This is a genomic window from Geodermatophilus sp. URMC 61, from assembly GCF_052931555.1.
In genome coordinates this window covers 528,815-545,702 of the sequence record NZ_JBRFHZ010000002.1, presented here as the reverse complement: position 1 = coordinate 545,702, position 16,888 = coordinate 528,815, and the positions used below count along the sequence as shown (strand labels likewise).

Genomic DNA, 16,888 nt, shown 5'->3' with positions numbered 1-16,888 from the left:
ATGGCGGGATTCGACGACGTGACCGTCGAGGAGCTGCGGGCGGGTGGCAGCCTCAAGTGGTCGCTGTACCCCGACGCGATCGGGTCGTTCGTCGCGGAGATGGACTTCGGCACCGCGCCGGCGGTCACCAAGGCCCTGCACGCGGCGGTCGAGGGCGCCGTGTTCGGCTACCTGCCGCCGGCGCTCCTGGAGGGGATGTCGGAGGCGTACGCGGCGTGGTCGGCCGACCGGTACGGCTGGGCGGTGCCGCCCGCGCGGGTGCGGCCGCTGGCCGACGTCCTGGCCGGCCTGGCCGCGGCGATCGAGCACTGCTCCCGGCCGGGCAGCCCGGTGATCCTGCCGACGCCGGCCTACATGCCCTTCCTCGTCGTGCCGCCGGCGCTGGGCCGCGAGGTCCTCCAGGTGCCGATGGCGCGGGACGGCGACCGGTACGTCTACGACCTCGACGCGCTCGACGCGGCGTTCCGGGCCGGCGGTCACCTGCTGGTGCTCTGCAACCCGCACAACCCGATCGGCCGGGTGCTGGAGCCCGCGGAGATGACGGCGGTCGCCGAGGTGGTGGAGCGGCACGGCGGCCGGGTGTTCTCCGACGAGATCCACGCGCCGTTGGTGTACGAGGGCCACCGGCACGTGCCCTACGCCGCGCTCGGCGAGGTCCTGGCCGGGCACGCGATCAGCGCGACCTCGGCGTCCAAGGCGTGGAACCTGCCGGGCCTGAAGTGCGCGCAGCTGGTGCTCTCGAACGACGCCGACGCCGCCACGTGGGCCCGGGTCGGCCAGCACGCCGAGCACGGTGCCTCGACCCTCGGCGTCGTGGCGAACACCGCCGCCTACACCGGCGGCGCCGGCTGGCTGGACGAGGTCCTGGCGTACCTGGACGGCAACCGCCGGCTGCTGGCCGACCTCGTCGCCGAGCACCTGCCCGGCGTCCGGTACACCCCGCCCGAGGGCACCTACCTGGCCTGGCTGGACTGCCGGGAGCTGGATCTGCCCGAGCCGGGCGCCTTCTTCCTCGACCGGGCCGGGGTGGCCCTGACCGACGGCGTGCTGTGTGGCGCCGCCGGCGCGGTCCGGCTGAACTTCGCCACCCCGCGGCCGGTGCTGACCGAGGTCGTCGAGCGGATGGGCGCCGCGCTCGCGGCCCGTTGACCGCGGCAGGGGCCCGCCCTGCCAGCGGGCGGGAGCGCGCTGCCGCGTCCGCCGGGCTACGTGCCCAGGTGGAGGACCACCCGGCCCTCGATGACCTCGGGGACGCTCACCGCCGACTGGGGCAGGTTCTGCCTGACCCAGTCCGCCGCCGCGCGGGTGGACTCGTCCGTCCCGGACCTGTCCTGGTAGACGCTGATGCTGAAGCCGCCGTCCGCCGTCCGCACCAGGAAGTAGCCGACGAGACCGGACACACCGCGGATCACCTGCTCGACCTCAGCGGTCCGCCGCTCCAGCTCGTCGAACAGTTGCGAGTTGTCCCTGTAGTGCCGGATGACCGCGTGCACCTCGCCCTCCCGCACAGCCTCGACGGTCGACCTCACCCCGGTGGGATGTTGTGGTTCACGTGGAAGAGGTTCTCGGGGTCGTAGCGTCGCTTCACCCCGACGAGCCGCTCGTACTTCGTCGGTCCGAAGACCGCGCGGGGGTCGAACGCGCGGTGCCCTGCCGGCTCGAGGCCCTGGAAGTTGACGTACTGACCTCCGGTGGCGAACGGCTCCATGTCCGCGGACAGGCCACGGACGAACGCGATCCGGTCGGCGTCGTCGGCCGGATCGCTCCAGAACCCGTAGATGTTGAGCCAGAACCGGGCGCCCCGGTGGGGGAACGGGGTCGCCTCCTCCGGCACGCGGCCGAACGCGCCGCCCATGTGGTGGACGTCGAACCCGGTGCCGGCCCAGGTCTGCTCGGCCCCCCGGCGGACCAGGACGTCGATCACCTCGTCGTCCAGCCGGTCGAAGGAGGTGTTGCGCCAGTACGCCCGCACACCCTTGGGGAACACGGGGTCGAAGGCCTGTTGCCACTCGACCCACCGCATCTCGCCGACCTCCTCCTCGTCCGGAGGCGCGAGCTCCCGCAGCCGCCCGACGAGGGCCTCCCCGGTGGCGCGGTCGGCGGAGGCCCACGTGAACCCCACCAGCAACAGGGGTTCGTCCCCCATGTCCGCGATGGGGGGTGGGGTCATCGTCGTCGTGATCGCCGTCATCGCGTCCGGCAGGTCCCGGGTCCACTCCTCCAGCGCCGCCCACGCCCGTCCCCAGCGGTCCTGGCGGTACACCAGGTTGCCGGCGAACAGTCGGGGACCGTGCGGGTGGGCGCGGAAGGTGAACGCGGTGACGACGCCGAAGTTGCCGCCGCCGCCGTGCAGCGCCCAGAAGAGGTCGGGGTGCTCCGTCTCGCTGGCCGTGATCTGCCGGCCGTCGGCGGTCACCAGCTCGACCGAGACCAGGTTGTCGGCAGCCAGCCCATGGGGTCGGGTCAGCCAGCCGACGCCCCCGCCGAGGGTGAGCCCCGCGATCCCGGTGCTCGACACCACCCCGCTCGGGACGACGAGCCCGTACGGCTCGGTGGCCGCGTCGACGTGGGCCAGCGTGGCCCCCGCCTCGACCCGCACCGTCGCCGCCGCCGGGTCGACGGACACGGCGTGCACGTCCCCGAGGTCCAGCACGAGACCGTCGTCGACCACTCCGTTGCCGGCGACGTTGTGGCCACCGCCGCGCACGGCCAGGTCCAGCCCGTGCTCCCGGGCATAGGTGACGGCCGGGACGACGTCGCCCACGCCGGCCGCGCGGACCACCGCCCAGGGGCGACGGTCCGTCATCCCGTTCCACACGGCGCGGGCCTCGTCGTAGCCCGGCTCCTCGCGCCCGGTCACGGTGCCCGACACGCGGGTGCGGAGATCGTCCAGCTCGGGTCGCAGCGCCGAGGTGGTCATGGCAACGCCTCGTCCGGCCAGGTCATCCCAGGCCACCATGCTCAGTCGGGCGCCGAGGGCGGGTCCAGAGGACAAGGGCCTGTCCGGGGTGCGCCGCCCCGGGACACCGGGCACGGTCCCGCCCCCCGGGTGACCTCGGCCGCGCCGCCGCGCGCTGAGCCGGGCCACCGGCCGGGTCAGTTCGACGGGGTACCCGGGGGTGGGCCGCTCGGCGGCGTGCCGCCGGGGCCGCCGGTCGGCGGAGCACCGGAGGGCGCTCCGTCCCCACCCGTGCCACCACCGGTCGGGGTCGTGGTGGTGTCGACGCCGACCGCGAGCCGGACGGTGTAGCCGCTGGTGACGTCACCGGTCACGGAGGCGAGCTGGCCGGCGCCGCCGTCGTCCCCGAAGACGTTGTCGCTGGCGAGGCCGACCCGCGCCAGGTTGCCCACCGAGGCCTCGTAGCCGGGAGTCGCGTAGACCGCCTCGCAGACGTCCTGGGGCAGCGCGACCTGCGAGGTGGCGATGGCGTTGGTGGAGTCGGCGATGCTGCTCTGGTCCGGGTAGACCTCGAAGTGCACGTGCGGCCAGCGCCCGTCGTAGCAGGCCGGGAAGACGCTGCTGAAGCGCACGAGGCCGTCGGCGTCGGCGACCTGCACGCCGCGCAGGTAGTTCTGGTCCTCGATGCCCGCGGAGTACAGCGAGTAGCCGCCCTCGCGGGTGCAGTGCCACACGTAGACCGCGACACCCTCGAACGGCACCCCACCGTCGGCGAGGTCCCGAACGGTCAGCTCCAGGGTCATCGGCACGCCCTCGGCGGTCCCGCTGTACTGCCCGAAGCTGGAGCGGATGTCGCTGCGGACGATGCCGCTCTGCTCCAGCACGTCCGGGCCGTTGGAGCCGTCGCCCGGGAAGGGGCCGGCGGTCTCGTCGGGGATCTCGCCCGCGGTGGCGGTCGAGGACGGCGACGCCGACGAACTCGTCGACCCGCCCCCGCCGCAGGCCGCCAGCCCCACCGACGCCGCGCCGAGACCGAGCACGGTCAGCAGCCGGCGCCGGCTGAGCAGCGTCCCGACGTCGAAGCCGAGCCCCTGGTCGACCAGCTCCTCGTCGGGCCGGGGCAGCGGGCGCCCCTCGTAGGTGGGCGTCCGGTCCTGTCGCGGGTGCTGCACGGGGTCTCCTGGGCTCGTCGCTACGGACAGCGACGGTAGGACCCGTCTCCGCGCCCGGGCTGGACGCGACCTGGGAGTCGGCTGGGTCTCAGCGCACCCGGAGCTCCCGGGGGACGCGCGCCACCGACGGGTGCAGCCGGAGGTGCGGGTGGGCGGACACCGCGGTCGGCAGCGCCATCGGCAGGTGCTCGGGCGGCGCCGGGCGGGCCAGCAGGTAGCCGCAGGCCGAGTCGACGCCGAGCGCGCCGAGCACGCGCAGTTGCTCGAGGGTCTCCACGCCCTCGGCGACGACGTCGGCGTCCAGGGCGTGGGCGAGGGTGACGATGCTCGACAGCAACGCCTCCCCCCGCGCCGTCCCGAGGTCGCACACGAACGACCGGTCGATCTTGATGACGTCGACGGGGACCGTGCCCAGCCGGGCCAGCGAGCTGTAGCCGGTGCCGAAGTCGTCGATCGCGACCGCGACGCCCAGCGCCCGAACCTCGGCCAGCACCGCCGCCATGCAGGAGGAGTCGGCGAAGGTGGACTCGGTGACCTCGATGCCCAGCCGGTCCGCGGCCACGCCCACCCGGGTGAGGTGTCCGGCGATCAGCTCGGGCATCCGGCGGTCGACCAGCTGCTGCGGGGAGACGTTGAGCCACACCCGCAAGCCGGGGACGTGCGCCCAGCGGGCGGCCTGCTCGACCACCCGCGCGAGCACCCACTCCCCCAGCCGCGAGACCAGCCCGGCCTCCTCGGCGACCGGGACGAACTCCCCCGGCGGGACGACGCCGCGCTCCGGGTGCCGCCAGCGGACCAGCGCCTCGACGTGGGTGATCCGCTCGAAGCGCAGGTCGAAGGCCGGCTGGTACTCCAGGAAGAGCTCGTCGCGGTCCAGCGCCAGGCGCAGGTCGCGCTCGGTCCGCACGCGGTGCACCGACTGCCGGTGCATCTGCTCGTCGAACCAGGCCGCCCGTCCGCCGCCGTCGTCCTTCGCCCGGTGCAGGGCCGCGTCGGCCTCGCGCAGCAGGGTGTCCAGGTCGGCCGGCCCGGCCGACGAGGAGAGCCCGACGCTGGCGGTGACCGCCAGGCGGGCGCCGCTCTCCACCGGCTCGGAGAGCGCTGCGACCACCGCGGCCGCCATCCGGTCGGCCGCGGCGGCGGAGGCGTCGAACATCGCCATGACGAAGGCGTCCCCGCCGAACCGGGCCACGAGCTCGGTCGGCTTCGCCAGGTCGGCCAGCCGGCGCGCGGCGACGGCGAGCAGCGCGTCACCGGCACCGTGGCCCAGGCCGTCGTTGACCAGCTTGAGGCGGTCGAGGTCGACGAACAGCACGGTGACCCCGACGCCCGGCCACCGGTCGAGGACCGCGCCGACCTGCTGCACGAGCCCGGCGCGGTTGGGCAGGCCGGTGAGGTCGTCGTGGGTGGCCCGGTGGGCGAGATCGTGCTGCGCCTGCTCGGCCGCGGCGCGGGCCCGGCGCTCGGCGGCCAGCAGCCGGTCCCGCTCCTGCTCCATGGCCCGCCGTTCCCCGACGTCCCGGAAGTAGACGCCGAGTCCGCCTCGCCGCAGCGGGAACACCCGCGTCTCGGACCACAGGTCGGCCGCCGTGTAGCGGGCCTCCACCGTCACCGGCCGCCCGGTGCGCACGGCCTCGCGGTAGGCCGCCTCGATCGGCGTGCCGAGGAGATCCGGGAAGCACTCCCAGACGTCCCTGCCGACGACGTGGGCCCGCGAGACGCCCAGTCGCGCCTCGGCCTGCGCGTTGATGTAGGTGATCCGCCAGTCGGCGTCCACCCCGACGTACATGTCGCTGAACGACTCGAGGCTGTCGACCACCTCGGCTGCCGCGCGACGGCTCTCCGCCGTCCGGGCCGCCTCGGCCTCGGCCGCGGTCATGTCGCGGAACACGGCGTAGGCCATGGTGGTCCCGCCGTCGGAGAAGAGCGCGGTGGTGACCTCGGCGGGGAAGGTGGAGCCGTCGCGCCGGCGCATGCGGAGCACCCCGCGGTAGGCGCCGTCCCGGCGGCGCACGGCGGCGGCCTCGGCCCAGCCCGCATCCCGCCGGTCGGCGATGTCCGCCCGGCCGAGCCGGACGATCTCGGCCTCGGTCCAGCCCAGCAGCTGGCACGCCCGCGCGTTCGCCCGGTGGATGCGTCCCTCCGGCGAGGCCAGCAGGAAGCCGTCGATGCCATGGGTGAACATCGCCTCGTAGACGCCACCGGGCAGCGACGGGTGCGGCGAGACCTGAGACATGGCAACGGAGTCGGCCGGAACCCGGTTCCACTTGATCCGGTTCCACAATCGGGGTGAGGGACGCGGTGGTCGCGCGGGTCGGCATGCCGAGCGCGTGACCGCCGAGGGGGTGCGGGCGCTACGCGTCCCCGCTCGACCGCCGGGCGCCGACCGTCCGCCGCCCGCGGGTCGGGGTGTCCTGGGACCCGAGGAGCTCGAGGGCTCTCGGGACCTCGTCCACCACCACGGCGTCGGCCCCCGCCTCGAGCAGCGCACCGGCCGAGGCCGGCGCGGGGCACCACACCATGAGCCGCCGACCGGCGCCGTGCACGAACGGCAGCGCCCCGGCGACGGTCGCCGGTCCGACGGTCCCCGAGCCGCGGTGGGCGAGCGATCCCACGTGCAGCCCGAGGACGTCCACGTCCATGTGCGCGCAGGCTGCGACCGCGGCGTCGAGGGGGAAGTGGTGCCAGGTGAGCCAGCCCAGCGGCAACGAGGGCTCCTGGCCGCGCAGCCAGCACAGCGCCGCCGGGTCGAACGACGTGACCAGCAGCGGGCGACGCCGCACCTCGGCGGCGGCGACGGGCGCGAGCAGGGCCGCGGTGGTGCGCGAGGGCGGTCGCAGGCTGTCGTCGATCGCGGACTTGAGGTCCAGGTCCAACCCCACCGCAGGTGGCAGGTGCTCCACCAGCGTGAGCAGCCGGAGCGTGCCGCGGCGGTCGGCCTCCGCCACGTGGACGTCGGCCACGCGCGTGCCGTCCGGGTACACCTCGTCGTGCGCCACCACCAGGACGTCGTCCGCCGTCCGCCGCACGTCGGCCTCCACCCAGGTCATCCCCAGGGCGGCCGCGGTCGTGAACGCCTCCAGCGTGTTCTCCCGGTGGCCGCGGACGACCCCGCAGCCCAGGCCGCGGTGCCCGATGACCACCGGACCGGCGCCGAACACGCGGGCCGTCGGGCGCGGGGACGCGGTGGGCACGGCCTGGTGCCCGCTCGTGCGCCCGCTGCGGGGAGGAGGCACCCCGATGTGCGTCATGAGCGGTGTCCCCTCTGTTCGGGACAGGTAGAGCGGCCGTGCCCGTCCATTCCACCGCCGCGCTCGACGCACGTCGAGGAGGAACGGCGCCGATCGGTCAGTCAGCGGCGCAGGGCCCGCACCAGCCGGCGGGCGCCGGTGTAGGTGACCGCGGCGCCGGCGATCCACGGCCCGGCGACGACCACCGGGTCGAGGACGTGGTGCCGGGCGTCCGAGCGTCCGCGTCGCGAGCGCAGGCCGCCGCGGGTGAACTCGGCCGTCACGCCGGTCTCGGTCACCGGGTTGTCCGGGTGCAGCGTGGCGAACGAGCGCAGGTGGCTCCCCCAGGCGTCGACCCGGTCACCGACGATCAGCAGCAGCCAGTGCGCCAGGCGGCCCTCGCTGAAGCGGCGGTAGGCCAGCTTCCGGATGGCCCCGGACAGTCCCCGGGGCGGCTGCGCGGTGCCGAAGACCGGGGTGACGAAGGCGTGCTCGATGGACCGCTCCCGCGGCTCCTTCTCGGGCTGCCGCTCCGGGAAGTCCCAGTGCGCGCCGGTGGTGTCCGGCGCGTAGCGCAGCTTGGGGTGCGACGGCCGGTCGGCGGGGTCGAGGTCAGCCCCCCAGCCGGGGATCCGGGCCCGCAACTGCTCGGGCGTCTCGCGGGGTGCGCGCTTGTCCCGGACGTAGGCGCTCGGGATCTCGGGGTCGGTCATCGTTCCTCCTCGCTCAGGCCGCGTCGGGCAGGACCAGCGGCTTGATGCAGCCGTCGAGCTTGGCGGAGAACACGTGGTAGGCCTCGGCGATGTGCTCCAGCGGGAACCGGTGGGTGACCACCGCCCGCGGCGTCAGGTGGCCGTTGCGCACGTGCTCGAACATCCGCGGCCACTGCCGCTTCACCGGCGTCTGGTTCATCCGCAGGGTGAGCCCCTTGTTCAGGGCGTCACCGAACTTCACCGCGTTGGGGATCGGCCCGTAGGCGCCGACGACGGAGATGGTGCCGCCCTTGCGGGCCGCGTCGATCGCCCAGTTCAGCGCGACCGGGGAGCCGCCCTGCAGCTTCAGCTTGGTCCCGGTCACCTGCTGCAGGAGGTTGCCGTCGGCCTCCGCGCCCGCCGCCTCGATGACGACGTCGGCGCCGAGGAAGTCGGTCTGCTTCTTCAGCTCGACCACGATGTCGTCGTACTGGTCGTAGTCGAGGGTCTCGGCGTAGGCCATGCTCCGCGCCTTCTCCAGCCGCTCCTGCAGGTGGTCGACGACGATGACCCGGCCCGCACCCATCAGCCACGACGACTGGGCGGCGATCAGGCCGACCGGCCCGGCGCCGAGGACGACGACCGTGTCGCCCTCCACGATGTCGCCCAGCTGCGCGCCGAAGTAGCCGGTGGCGGCGGCGTCGGTCAGCAGGACGGCGTCCTCGTCGTGCATCCAGTCGGGGATCCGCACCGGCCCGACGTCGGCGAACGGGACGCGCACGTACTGCGACTGACCGCCGTCGTAGCCGCCGGTGGTGTGCGAGTAGCCGTAGATCCCACCGACGGCCGTGGCGTTCGGGTTGACGTTGTGGCAGTTGGAGTACAGGCCGCGGGCGCAGAACCAGCAGCTGCCGCAGAAGATGTTGAAGGGCACCATCACCCGGTCGCCGACCTGCAGGTTCTGGACCGACGACCCGACCTGCTCCACGACCCCGATGAACTCGTGGCCGAACGTGTGCCCGATCCGGGTGTCCGGCATGAGGCCGTGGTACAGGTGCAGGTCCGAGCCGCAGATCGCGGCCAGCGTGACGCGCACGATCGCGTCGTTGGGGTGCTCGACGGCCGGGACGTCCTTGTCCTCGACCCGCACCTTGTAGGGACCCCGGTAGACCATGGCCCGCATCGCAGGACCTCCTCGCACTCGCAGGTGGCGGAACGACTGCCACCCCTCGCCGGGGACGGTCTCCCGGCGTCCTCCGCACCCTGACCGACCCGCCGGCCGGCGGCCAGTCGGGACCAGCCGGCGCACTGGTCCCCCGGACGGGTGAGGCGCGCCGGACCGCGCTGGAGCGTCCCGGCCGCGGGGTCGAGGACAGCTGCATGCTCACCGCACTGCACCAGCGGCTCGCCACGGCCCTGCCCGAGGGCCGGCACCTGCCCGAGGAGGTCTGGCAGCGGCGTCACCGGGCCGTCCTGCGGGTGGCCGCCGCGCAGGCGGGGGGTCTGGGCGTCACGGCGCTGCTGCTCGGCCGGTCGCCGCTGACCGCCCTGCTGCTCGTGCTGGCGGTCGCCTACCCCCTGGTGTTCACGGCGCTGCCCGGGGCCGGCCGTGGGCTGCGGTCGGCGGCGGCCACGGCCTCCCTGCTCGCCGCCTCGGTGGTCCTGGTCTACCTGATGGACGGCCTCACCGAGGCCCACTTCCACTTCTTCGTCATGGTCGGGCTCTCGGCCCTGTACCAGAACTGGGTGCCCTTCGGGATGGCGCTGGCCGTCGTCCTCGCCCACCACGGCGTCGTCGGCACGCTGTTCCCGCACTCGGTGTTCGGGCACGCCAACGCGCAGCACTCGCCGTGGACGTGGACCCTGGTGCACGGGGTGTTCGTGCTGGCCGCGAGCCTGGCCCACCTCGCCGCCTGGCGGCTCAACGAGCAGCAGGGGCTGCGCGACCCGCTCACCGGCCTGGCCAACCGCACCCTGCTGCTGGAGACCACCGCCCGGATGCTGGCCCGCCGCTCGGGTCCCACCAGCGTGCTGTTCCTCGACCTCGACGACTTCAAGGACGTCAACGACTCCCGCGGGCACGCCGTCGGTGACCGGTTGCTGACCGCGGTCAGCCAGCGGATCGAGGGTTGCGTGCGCTCGGTGGACCAGGTGGCCCGGCTCGGCGGCGACGAGTTCGCCGTCGTGGTCGCCGGCGCCGCCCGCGCGGCGGCGGAGGTCGCCGAGCGGGTGCTGGGAGCCCTGGCCGACCCGGTGGTCGTCGACGGCCGGGCGATCCACGTGCGGGTGAGCATCGGCGTCGCCGACTCCACCTCGGCCGGGGACCGCTCCGCGGACACGCTGCTGCGCAACGCCGACCTGGCGATGTACCTGGCGAAGTCCTCCGGCAAGAACCGCGTGGTCGTGTACGCGGAGGGCATGGAGCAGGCCGCCCAGACCAAGGCCGAGCTGATCACCGACCTGGACTCCGCCGTCGCCGAGGGCCAGCTCGCCGTCCACTACCAGCCGACCGTCGAGCTGGGCGAGGGAGTGACCACCGGCTACGAGGCCCTGCTGCGCTGGGAGCACCCTGCCCGCGGGCTGGTACCTCCCGTGGAGTTCATCCCGCTGGCCGAGGAGAGCGGCGCCATCGTCGAGATCGGCCGCTGGGTGCTCGCCGAGGCGACCGGCCAGGCGGCCCGGTGGTCGCGGGAGGCCGGCCGGCCCATCGACATCGCGGTCAACCTCTCCCCGCGGCAGCTGCTCGACGACGACGTGGTGTCCACCGTCCGCGCCGCGCTGGTCGAGAGCGGGCTGCCCGCGGGGCAGCTGACCCTCGAGGTGACCGAGGGCGTGCTCATCGACGACGTCGAGGCGGTGGTCGACGTCCTCCGCGCGCTGCGCGGCCTGGGCGTCCGCATCGCCATCGACGACTTCGGCACGGGCTACTCGAGCCTGTCCTACCTGCGCCGGCTGCCCGCGGACGTGGTGAAGATCGACCGCAGCTTCGTGCAGGACCTGGGCTCCGGTGGGCGGTCGACCACCCTGGTGGCCTCGATCATCGAGCTGGCCCGCAGCCTCGAGCTCGAGGTGGTCGCCGAGGGCGTCGGGACCGAGGAGCAGCACGCCGTCCTCGGCCGGCTGGCCTGCTCGCACGCGCAGGGCTACCTTTTCGGCCGCCCCCGGCCCGCCGCCGTGCAGCGGCCGGCCGCCCCCGCGGAGGTCCCGCTGCCCCGCCCGGAGCCGCTGCTCGCCGTCCGGACCTGACCGGCCCGGTCAGGACGGCCGGTCGCCCACGGCGACCGGCCGGTCCGGGTCGGCGCTGTACTGCGACCAGGAGCCCGGGTAGAGCCGCCCCTGCGGGAGGCCGGCCAGTTCCAGCGCGAGCAGGTTGTGGCAGGCCGTCACCCCGGAGCCGCAGTAGGAGACCACGTCGCTGTCGGCGGTGACCCCGGCCGCGGCGAAGGTGGCCCGCAGCTGCTCGACCGGCAGGAAGCGGCCGTCGGCGTCGAGGTTGGCCCGGCACGGCACGTTGACCGCGCCAGGCACGTGCCCGGCGCGCGGGTCGACCGGCTCGCGGTCCCCGCGGTAGCGCTCGGGGTCGCGCGCGTCGAGCACCACCGCGGCCGGGTCGAGGGCGTCGTCGGTCCCGGCCAGCCGCTCCGCCGGCCACGGGCGCGGGGTGAAGACCGCTGGCGGCCGCTCCGGGACGGCCTGCTCCAGCGACCCGTCCCACGCCGCCGTGCCCCCGTCGAGCAGCGCGGCGTCGTGCCCGGTCACCCGCAGCATCCAGACCAGCCGGGCGGCGGTCACCCCACCGGCGTCGTCGTAGGCCACCACGGGATCGCCGTCCCCGATGCCGAGCGCGGCCATGCCCTCGGCGAAGACCTCCGGCTCCGGCAGCGGGTGCCGCCCCGCGTCGGGCCCCGGGGGCGCGGCCAGCCAGCGGTCCAGGTCGACGAAGACCGCACCCGGCAGGTGACCGGCGTCGTAGGCGGCGCGGCCGGACCGGCCGTCGAGGTACCAGCGGACGTCGGCGAGGACGACCTCGTCGCGGTGCTCGCGCACCCAGGACACGTCGACGACGGGAGGCAGCACGGCGGCGACCCTACGACCGGGCTCCCCGCCCGGCCGCCCCCACCCCGTGCGGCCGTGCCCCGCGTCGGCGGACGCCGCGGCCGGCCTCACCATCGGTGACCGCGGTCCACCGCGGCGCCGCGCCACTCCGTCGCCGACCCCGCCGCGGGTTTGCGCCGGCCGCGGGCGAGGCACGGCACCAGCCCCCCGCGTAGAGGCACGCAGCCGGGCTCACCCGAGGAGCTGCCCGTGACCCTGCCGACCGTGGCCGCCTCCCCGGAGGCCCTGCAGCAGCTGCCCACCCCCGCCCGCCCTCGGCTGGACCCGGCCGACGTCGTGCTGCCGCCCGGCTACCGCGCCGAGGTGGTGCTCGCCGGGCTGTCCATGCCCTGCGGGATGGGCGTGGACGACGAGGGCACCGTCTACGTCCTGGAGGGCGGGAGCACCTGGCCCACCCGCCCCCACCTGCCGGCCCGCATCCTGCGGCTGCGCCCCGACGGCACCCTGGACACCCTCGGCGAGGAGCCGCTCGGCGGCCCCCGCCACATCGCGCTGCGCGACGGCGCGGCCTACGTCTCCGCGAAGGGCGGGCACCAGGCACGGATCGTGCGCTACGACCTGGCCGACGGTGGCGTCACGACCATCGTGGACGGGCTGCCCGACGGCGGCTGGCACGAGCCGGGCGGCCCGGTCTTCGGCCCCGACGGGCTCATGTACTTCGGCCAGGGCTCGGTGTCGCAGAACGGCGTCGTCCTGCCGCAGGGCTACGTCGTCGACCTCGCCCGGCACCAGCGCGTCCACGACGTCCCCGGCGTGGACGTGACGCTCACCGGCAACGACGTCGTCACCCACGACCCCACGGCGCCCTACCCCTTCTACGCGACCACCGGCGCCTTCAAGCCCTTCGGCGTCCCCGCCGAGCCCGGCGAGGTGGTGCGCGGCGAGCTCAGGTGCAGCAGCGGCATCTGGCGCGCCCACCCCGACGGCAGCGGGATGGAGCTGCTGGCCTGGGGGGTGCGCAACCCGTACGGCATGGTCTTCGCCGAGGACGGGGAGCTCTACGTCACCGACAACGACTACGAGGAGACCGGCGACCGGGCGATCGCGAACGACCCCGACCGGGTCTGGCGGATCGACGCCGCGCGGAGGCCGCACGGCGAGGTGGGGACGCCGGCCTGGTACGGCTTCCCCGACCTGTGCGGTGACGGCCTGCCGGTCTGGCACGAGTCGCACCGGCCGTCCCGCGGCCGCCCGGCCGAGCAGCTGATCGCCGACCCGCTGCCGGAGTGGGCGGGGCCCGCGGTGTGGCTGGAGCAGCCGCACTCGGCGCTGTGCGGCCTCGACGTCTCCCGGTCGGACGCCTTCGGCATGCGCGGCCTGCTGCTGGTCGCCGAGTGGGGCACCCTCGCGCCGATGAACTCGCCCCGCGCGGAGGACCTCGACCACGGGTTCCGGGTGGTCGCCGTCGACCCGGCCACCGGGTCGGCCGAGCCGTTCATGGCCAACCGGCACCCCGGACCGGCGTCGGCGCACGGCAGCGGCGGCATCGAGCGGCCGGTCGACGTGAAGGTCGCGCCCGACGGGAGCCTGTACGTCCTCGACTTCGGCGTCTCGACCGTCGACCCGAGCAAGCACCTGTCCTACGGGCACACCGGCGTGCTGTGGCGCGTCGTCCGCGACGGCTCCGGGACGGCGTCGTGACGACGACACCACTGCTGGTCGAGCTGGACGAGGCCACCCTCACCGCCCAGCGGCAGCGCGCGGCGACCTGGCTGGCCACCCTCGCCTCGCTGCAGACCGGCTACCAGCAGCTGCTCGGCCGGACCGTGCCGCTGGTCCGCGACCCCCAGGTGCGGACCTGGTTGACCGAGCTGCACGACGCCGCGCGCCGGCACGAGGCCGCGGTCGACGAGATCGCCGCCGGCCTGGAGGTGCGTCCCGCGGCCCCGCACCCGCTCACCGCCCTGACCGGGGCCGTGCTCGGCCTGGGCCGGGAGCTGGCCGGCCAGGTGCAGGGACTGCTCGCCGGCGGCCGCGGCCCGGCCTGGCGCGACCTGCGGCAGCTGAACCTGTCCAACCTCGACTCGATGAGCGCCTTCGCCGTCGCCGAGCAGCTCGGCCTGGCCCTCGGCCGGCCGCGGGCGGTGGACGTCGCCTTCCGGGTCGTGGCGGAGAAGAGCGCGCACCAGCTGCTGCTGCGCGAGGTCTTCCTGGAGTTCGCCGCGGACGCCGTGCTGTACCGCCGCGACGTGTGACGCCCGTGCTCCCCCGCGGCTACCGGCTGGTCGTCGCCGTCCTGGCGGGCACCTCGGTGCTGCTGTTCGCCGTGGTCGAGGCGGCCGGCGTCCCGCTGCTCACCGATCCGCTGCCCACGCTGCGGGCCGCGGGCGCGCTGGCCGCGGTGCTCGGCGTCGCCCTGCTCGTGGCCGACGTCGCCGTCCCGGTCCCGGCCAGCCTGGTGATGCTGGCCCACGGCGCGCTCTTCGGCCTGCTGCCCGGGGCCGCGCTCTCCCTGCTCGGCGGCGTGGGCGCGACCGCCGTGGGCTTCGCCGTGGGACGCCGCGCACGCGGGCTGGTCGACCGGGTGACCACCCCGGCCCAGCGGCAGCGGGCCGACCGACTGCTGGCCCGCTGGGGCGCGCTCGCCATCCTGGTCACCCGCCCGGTCCCGGTGCTCGCCGAGACCGTCGCCGTCCTGGCCGGCACCTCGCCGCTGCGCTGGCCGGCCGCCGTGCTCGCCGCCACGGCCGGGACGGCGGTACCCGCGGTGCTCTACGCCGCGGCGGGTGCGGCCGCGGCGGACGCGGTCGACGGCGTGCTCGTCTCCGTCCTGGGCGCGGGCCTGGCCGCCACCCTGGGGCTCACCGGGCACCTGCGTTCGCGCCGTGCCCGGTGCCCGCACACGTGAGGGGCTGCCTCAGCCCCGGGGCAGCCAGGTCAGCACGTCCCTGCTGTGCGCCCCGCCCCGGAACACCGGCGCCGGCTCGAGGTGCCGCACGGTCCGCCACTGACCGGGAGCCCAGGCGCGCAGTACCAGCCCCTCCTCGGAGAACGCGATGAGCGCTCCTCCCTCCGTGACCAGGATCCCGGCCTCGACCTGCTCGTCCTGGTCCTCCGCGACCTGCACCGTCCACGCCGGCATACCGTGCTCCCCCCTGGCCCAGGCACCCTGTGCGACACCTGGTGTCAGGAATCAACTCGGGTCACCCCCGGCCGTCAACTGCCCGCCTCGCGCGCCTTGGCCCTGTGTGACGAGACCACGCCTGACGGGATGGGCTTTCGGACCCCCGGGCGTGTCGGGACCGCCTCAGGCCGCGGACCGGCCGAGCACGTCGGCCAGCGTGAGGCGACCGGCCCGCACCCGGTCGACGACGGTCACCGCGTCCGGCCCGGCGCCGCCGTCCGGGCCGGCGACCGCTCGCAGCAGCGCGTCCCAGCGCTCGGCGTGCCGACGCATCGACCGCGCCGGGATCCCGCGCCCGCGGGCGGCCTGCCCGCTCTCGGCCAGCGCCCGCGACGCGTCGAGCAGCACCAGCCGCACCGAGCGCCCGGCCCGCCGCGCGGTCCGCAGGACGGCGGCCCGCCACCACGGGCGGGTCCAGGGGTCGGTGAGGACCACGACCGGCGCGGGCCCGGCGACGACGCGCAGCACCCGCACCCGGTGCCAGGCGTGCACCAGCGGCCGGAGCACCCGGTACGGGACGCGGACGGCGACCGCCTGCACCCGCGCGGCGACGTCCTCGGAGTCCAGGCCGACGACCCCGGGCGCGCCCTCGGCCAGGAGCCGGCGCAGCAACGTCGTCTTGCCGCTGCCCGGGAGCCCGCCGACGACCACTAGGACGCCGTGCGGCCCCCCGTGTCCGCGGCCCACGGTGGGGGCGGGTCCGGTCTGCACGACCACGTGCGGCCACCTCCTCCTTCTCGCCTCCCATGGTCCCCGCCGGACCTCCCCGGGAGCAGGGAAACGGCTGCGAGGAGGCTGTGGGATCCGGCCGTCCGGGTTCCACTGGCAGGACGCTGACCTGCACGTTAGGGCAGGCTCAGCTTGCTGGCGGGTCCCTCCGGTACGTGCCAACCTGGGGCATGACGTCTCTCCAGGACATGCCCCAGGTCCAGAACTGCGCCGTCGACAGCTGTTCGTACAACGCCGAGCACCACTGTCACGCGGGCGCGATCACCGTGGGTGGCGACCACGCGCACTGCGGCACCTTCGTGGAGATCAGCTTCCGCGGCGGGCTCGACCGGAACGGACTGGTCGGCGCCTGCCACCGCTCGGACTGCGTGCACAACGACAAGCTCGAGTGCCACGCCCCCGGAGTGCAGGTCGGGCCGGGCACCGACGCCGCCGACTGCCTCACCTACGAGGCCAGGTAGTCCAGGTCCCCGAGCGACTCGGCGGACAACCCGCCGGCCGGGTCGGCGCGCAGCGCGCCGTCGGCCACCGCCAGCGCGGCGACCGGGTCGTCGTCGTCCACCAGGACCGCTCGGCCGCTCGTGGCCACCGGACGCAGCGCCGCGAGCACCGAGCGGCGGTCCGGCGCGGCCAGCCCCTCGGTGAGCCGGTCGACGAGCACGATCGTCGCCCCGGCCTCGCGCACGGCCTCGATCGCCGCGATGCGCCGCTGCACGTCGTCGTCCGCGGCCGCCGCGAGGCGCTGCACGCCGACGGCGGAGTGCCCGGAGGCGCAGCGGCCACCGTCGTCGTCGAGCGCGGCCATCACCCGACGGCGGGCCGCCGCCGGGCCCAGCAGCACGGTCACGTCGCCGACCGGCAGTCGCAGCCCCACGCGGATCTCCCTCGCCTCGTACTCCCGCCCGTCCGGACGCGGTAAGGCGAGG

Annotated in this window: 17 protein-coding genes; 6 read left to right on the top strand and 11 right to left on the bottom strand. The window is 75.3% G+C overall.

Annotated elements, in window-relative coordinates:
* Positions 1-1,149 (top strand): MalY/PatB family protein, encoded by a 1,149-nt coding sequence (locus tag ACU610_RS02560; RefSeq protein WP_446766154.1) that lies wholly within the window; start codon positions 1-3, stop codon positions 1,147-1,149.
* Positions 1,150-1,205: 56 nt separating this feature from the next.
* Here ACU610_RS02560 and ACU610_RS02555 read toward each other — a convergent pair whose 3' ends face one another.
* The 7 genes from ACU610_RS02555 to ACU610_RS02525 form a co-directional block, all read right to left on the bottom strand.
* Complete coding sequence (locus tag ACU610_RS02555; RefSeq protein ID WP_446766153.1) at positions 1,206-1,529, bottom strand: hypothetical protein; 324 nt, start codon at positions 1,527-1,529, stop codon at positions 1,206-1,208.
* Entirely contained in the window at positions 1,526-2,920 is a 1,395-nt protein-coding gene (locus ACU610_RS02550) for an FAD-binding oxidoreductase (RefSeq protein WP_446766152.1), read from the bottom strand. Before ACU610_RS02550 ends, ACU610_RS02555 begins: the two co-directional genes overlap by 4 nt.
* Before the next feature lie 176 nt (positions 2,921-3,096).
* Positions 3,097-4,071 carry an intradiol ring-cleavage dioxygenase gene (locus ACU610_RS02545; RefSeq protein ID WP_446766151.1) on the bottom strand — a complete coding sequence of 325 codons (975 nt, stop codon included), beginning with the start codon at positions 4,069-4,071 and terminating at the stop codon, positions 3,097-3,099.
* 88 nt (positions 4,072-4,159) lie between these two features.
* The gene (locus ACU610_RS02540) at positions 4,160-6,307 is read right to left on the bottom strand and encodes a putative bifunctional diguanylate cyclase/phosphodiesterase (protein WP_446766150.1); all 2,148 of its coding nucleotides are present in this window, start codon (positions 6,305-6,307) and stop codon (positions 4,160-4,162) included.
* 118 nt (positions 6,308-6,425) lie between these two features.
* Positions 6,426-7,322, bottom strand: coding sequence for a glycerophosphodiester phosphodiesterase (locus ACU610_RS02535; RefSeq protein WP_446766149.1), 897 nt, complete (start codon positions 7,320-7,322; stop codon positions 6,426-6,428).
* Between the two features lie 101 nt (positions 7,323-7,423).
* Positions 7,424-8,014 carry a hypothetical protein gene (locus ACU610_RS02530; RefSeq protein WP_446766148.1) on the bottom strand — a complete coding sequence of 197 codons (591 nt, stop codon included), beginning with the start codon at positions 8,012-8,014 and terminating at the stop codon, positions 7,424-7,426.
* Between the two features lie 13 nt (positions 8,015-8,027).
* On the bottom strand, positions 8,028-9,176 hold the full coding sequence (locus tag ACU610_RS02525) for a zinc-dependent alcohol dehydrogenase (RefSeq protein ID WP_446766147.1): 1,149 nt from the start codon (positions 9,174-9,176) through the stop codon (positions 8,028-8,030).
* A gap of 197 nt (positions 9,177-9,373) precedes the next feature.
* On the opposite strand from ACU610_RS02525, the gene ACU610_RS02520 reads away from it, so the two are divergent.
* Positions 9,374-11,239 carry a putative bifunctional diguanylate cyclase/phosphodiesterase gene (locus tag ACU610_RS02520; protein WP_446766146.1) on the top strand — a complete coding sequence of 622 codons (1,866 nt, stop codon included), beginning with the start codon at positions 9,374-9,376 and terminating at the stop codon, positions 11,237-11,239.
* 9 nt (positions 11,240-11,248) lie between these two features.
* Here the strand turns inward: ACU610_RS02520 and ACU610_RS02515 are convergent, their stop codons facing one another.
* Positions 11,249-12,070 (bottom strand): sulfurtransferase, encoded by an 822-nt coding sequence (locus ACU610_RS02515; RefSeq protein WP_446766145.1) that lies wholly within the window; start codon positions 12,068-12,070, stop codon positions 11,249-11,251.
* 228 nt (positions 12,071-12,298) lie between these two features.
* Here ACU610_RS02515 and ACU610_RS02510 point away from each other — a divergent pair, with 228 nt between their 5' ends.
* From ACU610_RS02510 to ACU610_RS02500, 3 genes are read left to right on the top strand one after another with little or no spacing between them, the layout of a single operon-like run.
* Positions 12,299-13,750 carry a PQQ-dependent sugar dehydrogenase gene (locus tag ACU610_RS02510; RefSeq protein ID WP_446766144.1) on the top strand — a complete coding sequence of 484 codons (1,452 nt, stop codon included), beginning with the start codon at positions 12,299-12,301 and terminating at the stop codon, positions 13,748-13,750.
* The gene (locus ACU610_RS02505) at positions 13,747-14,304 is read left to right on the top strand and encodes a hypothetical protein (RefSeq protein ID WP_446766143.1); all 558 of its coding nucleotides are present in this window, start codon (positions 13,747-13,749) and stop codon (positions 14,302-14,304) included. The genes ACU610_RS02510 and ACU610_RS02505 overlap by 4 nt, the downstream gene beginning before the upstream one ends.
* Positions 14,301-14,957: a VTT domain-containing protein gene (locus ACU610_RS02500; protein WP_446766142.1), complete on the top strand. Its 657-nt coding sequence runs from the start codon at positions 14,301-14,303 to the stop codon at positions 14,955-14,957. The genes ACU610_RS02505 and ACU610_RS02500 overlap by 4 nt, the downstream gene beginning before the upstream one ends.
* A 9-nt stretch (positions 14,958-14,966) precedes the next feature.
* Here ACU610_RS02500 and ACU610_RS02495 read toward each other — a convergent pair whose 3' ends face one another.
* Entirely contained in the window at positions 14,967-15,191 is a 225-nt protein-coding gene (locus tag ACU610_RS02495; protein WP_446766141.1) for a hypothetical protein, read from the bottom strand.
* A 165-nt stretch (positions 15,192-15,356) separates the two neighbouring features.
* Positions 15,357-15,950 carry an ATP-binding protein gene (locus ACU610_RS02490; protein ID WP_446766140.1) on the bottom strand — a complete coding sequence of 198 codons (594 nt, stop codon included), beginning with the start codon at positions 15,948-15,950 and terminating at the stop codon, positions 15,357-15,359.
* A 182-nt stretch (positions 15,951-16,132) separates the two neighbouring features.
* Here ACU610_RS02490 and ACU610_RS02485 point away from each other — a divergent pair, with 182 nt between their 5' ends.
* Entirely contained in the window at positions 16,133-16,423 is a 291-nt protein-coding gene (locus tag ACU610_RS02485; protein ID WP_446766139.1) for a DUF1540 domain-containing protein, read from the top strand.
* Here ACU610_RS02485 and ACU610_RS02480 read toward each other — a convergent pair.
* Positions 16,408-16,836, bottom strand: coding sequence for a hypothetical protein (locus ACU610_RS02480; protein ID WP_446766138.1), 429 nt, complete (start codon positions 16,834-16,836; stop codon positions 16,408-16,410). The two genes, ACU610_RS02485 and ACU610_RS02480, sit on opposite strands and share 16 nt — an antisense overlap.
* Positions 16,837-16,888 lie beyond the last annotated feature (52 nt).

Excerpts from the sequence above, each read along its gene's own strand:
- ACU610_RS02560 (WP_446766154.1), top strand. The coding sequence starts at position 1 with ATGGCGGGATTCGACGACGTGACCGTCGAGGAGCTGCGGGCGGGTGGC.
- ACU610_RS02550 (WP_446766152.1), bottom strand. The coding sequence starts at position 2,920 with ATGACCACCTCGGCGCTGCGACCCGAGCTGGACGATCTCCGCACCCGC.
- ACU610_RS02540 (WP_446766150.1), bottom strand. The coding sequence starts at position 6,307 with ATGTCTCAGGTCTCGCCGCACCCGTCGCTGCCCGGTGGCGTCTACGAG.
- ACU610_RS02535 (WP_446766149.1), bottom strand. The coding sequence starts at position 7,322 with ATGACGCACATCGGGGTGCCTCCTCCCCGCAGCGGGCGCACGAGCGGG.
- ACU610_RS02530 (WP_446766148.1), bottom strand. The coding sequence starts at position 8,014 with ATGACCGACCCCGAGATCCCGAGCGCCTACGTCCGGGACAAGCGCGCA.
- ACU610_RS02525 (WP_446766147.1), bottom strand. The coding sequence starts at position 9,176 with ATGCGGGCCATGGTCTACCGGGGTCCCTACAAGGTGCGGGTCGAGGAC.
- ACU610_RS02520 (WP_446766146.1), top strand. The coding sequence starts at position 9,374 with ATGCTCACCGCACTGCACCAGCGGCTCGCCACGGCCCTGCCCGAGGGC.
- ACU610_RS02495 (WP_446766141.1), bottom strand. The coding sequence starts at position 15,191 with ATGCCGGCGTGGACGGTGCAGGTCGCGGAGGACCAGGACGAGCAGGTC.
- ACU610_RS02485 (WP_446766139.1), top strand. The coding sequence starts at position 16,133 with ATGACGTCTCTCCAGGACATGCCCCAGGTCCAGAACTGCGCCGTCGAC.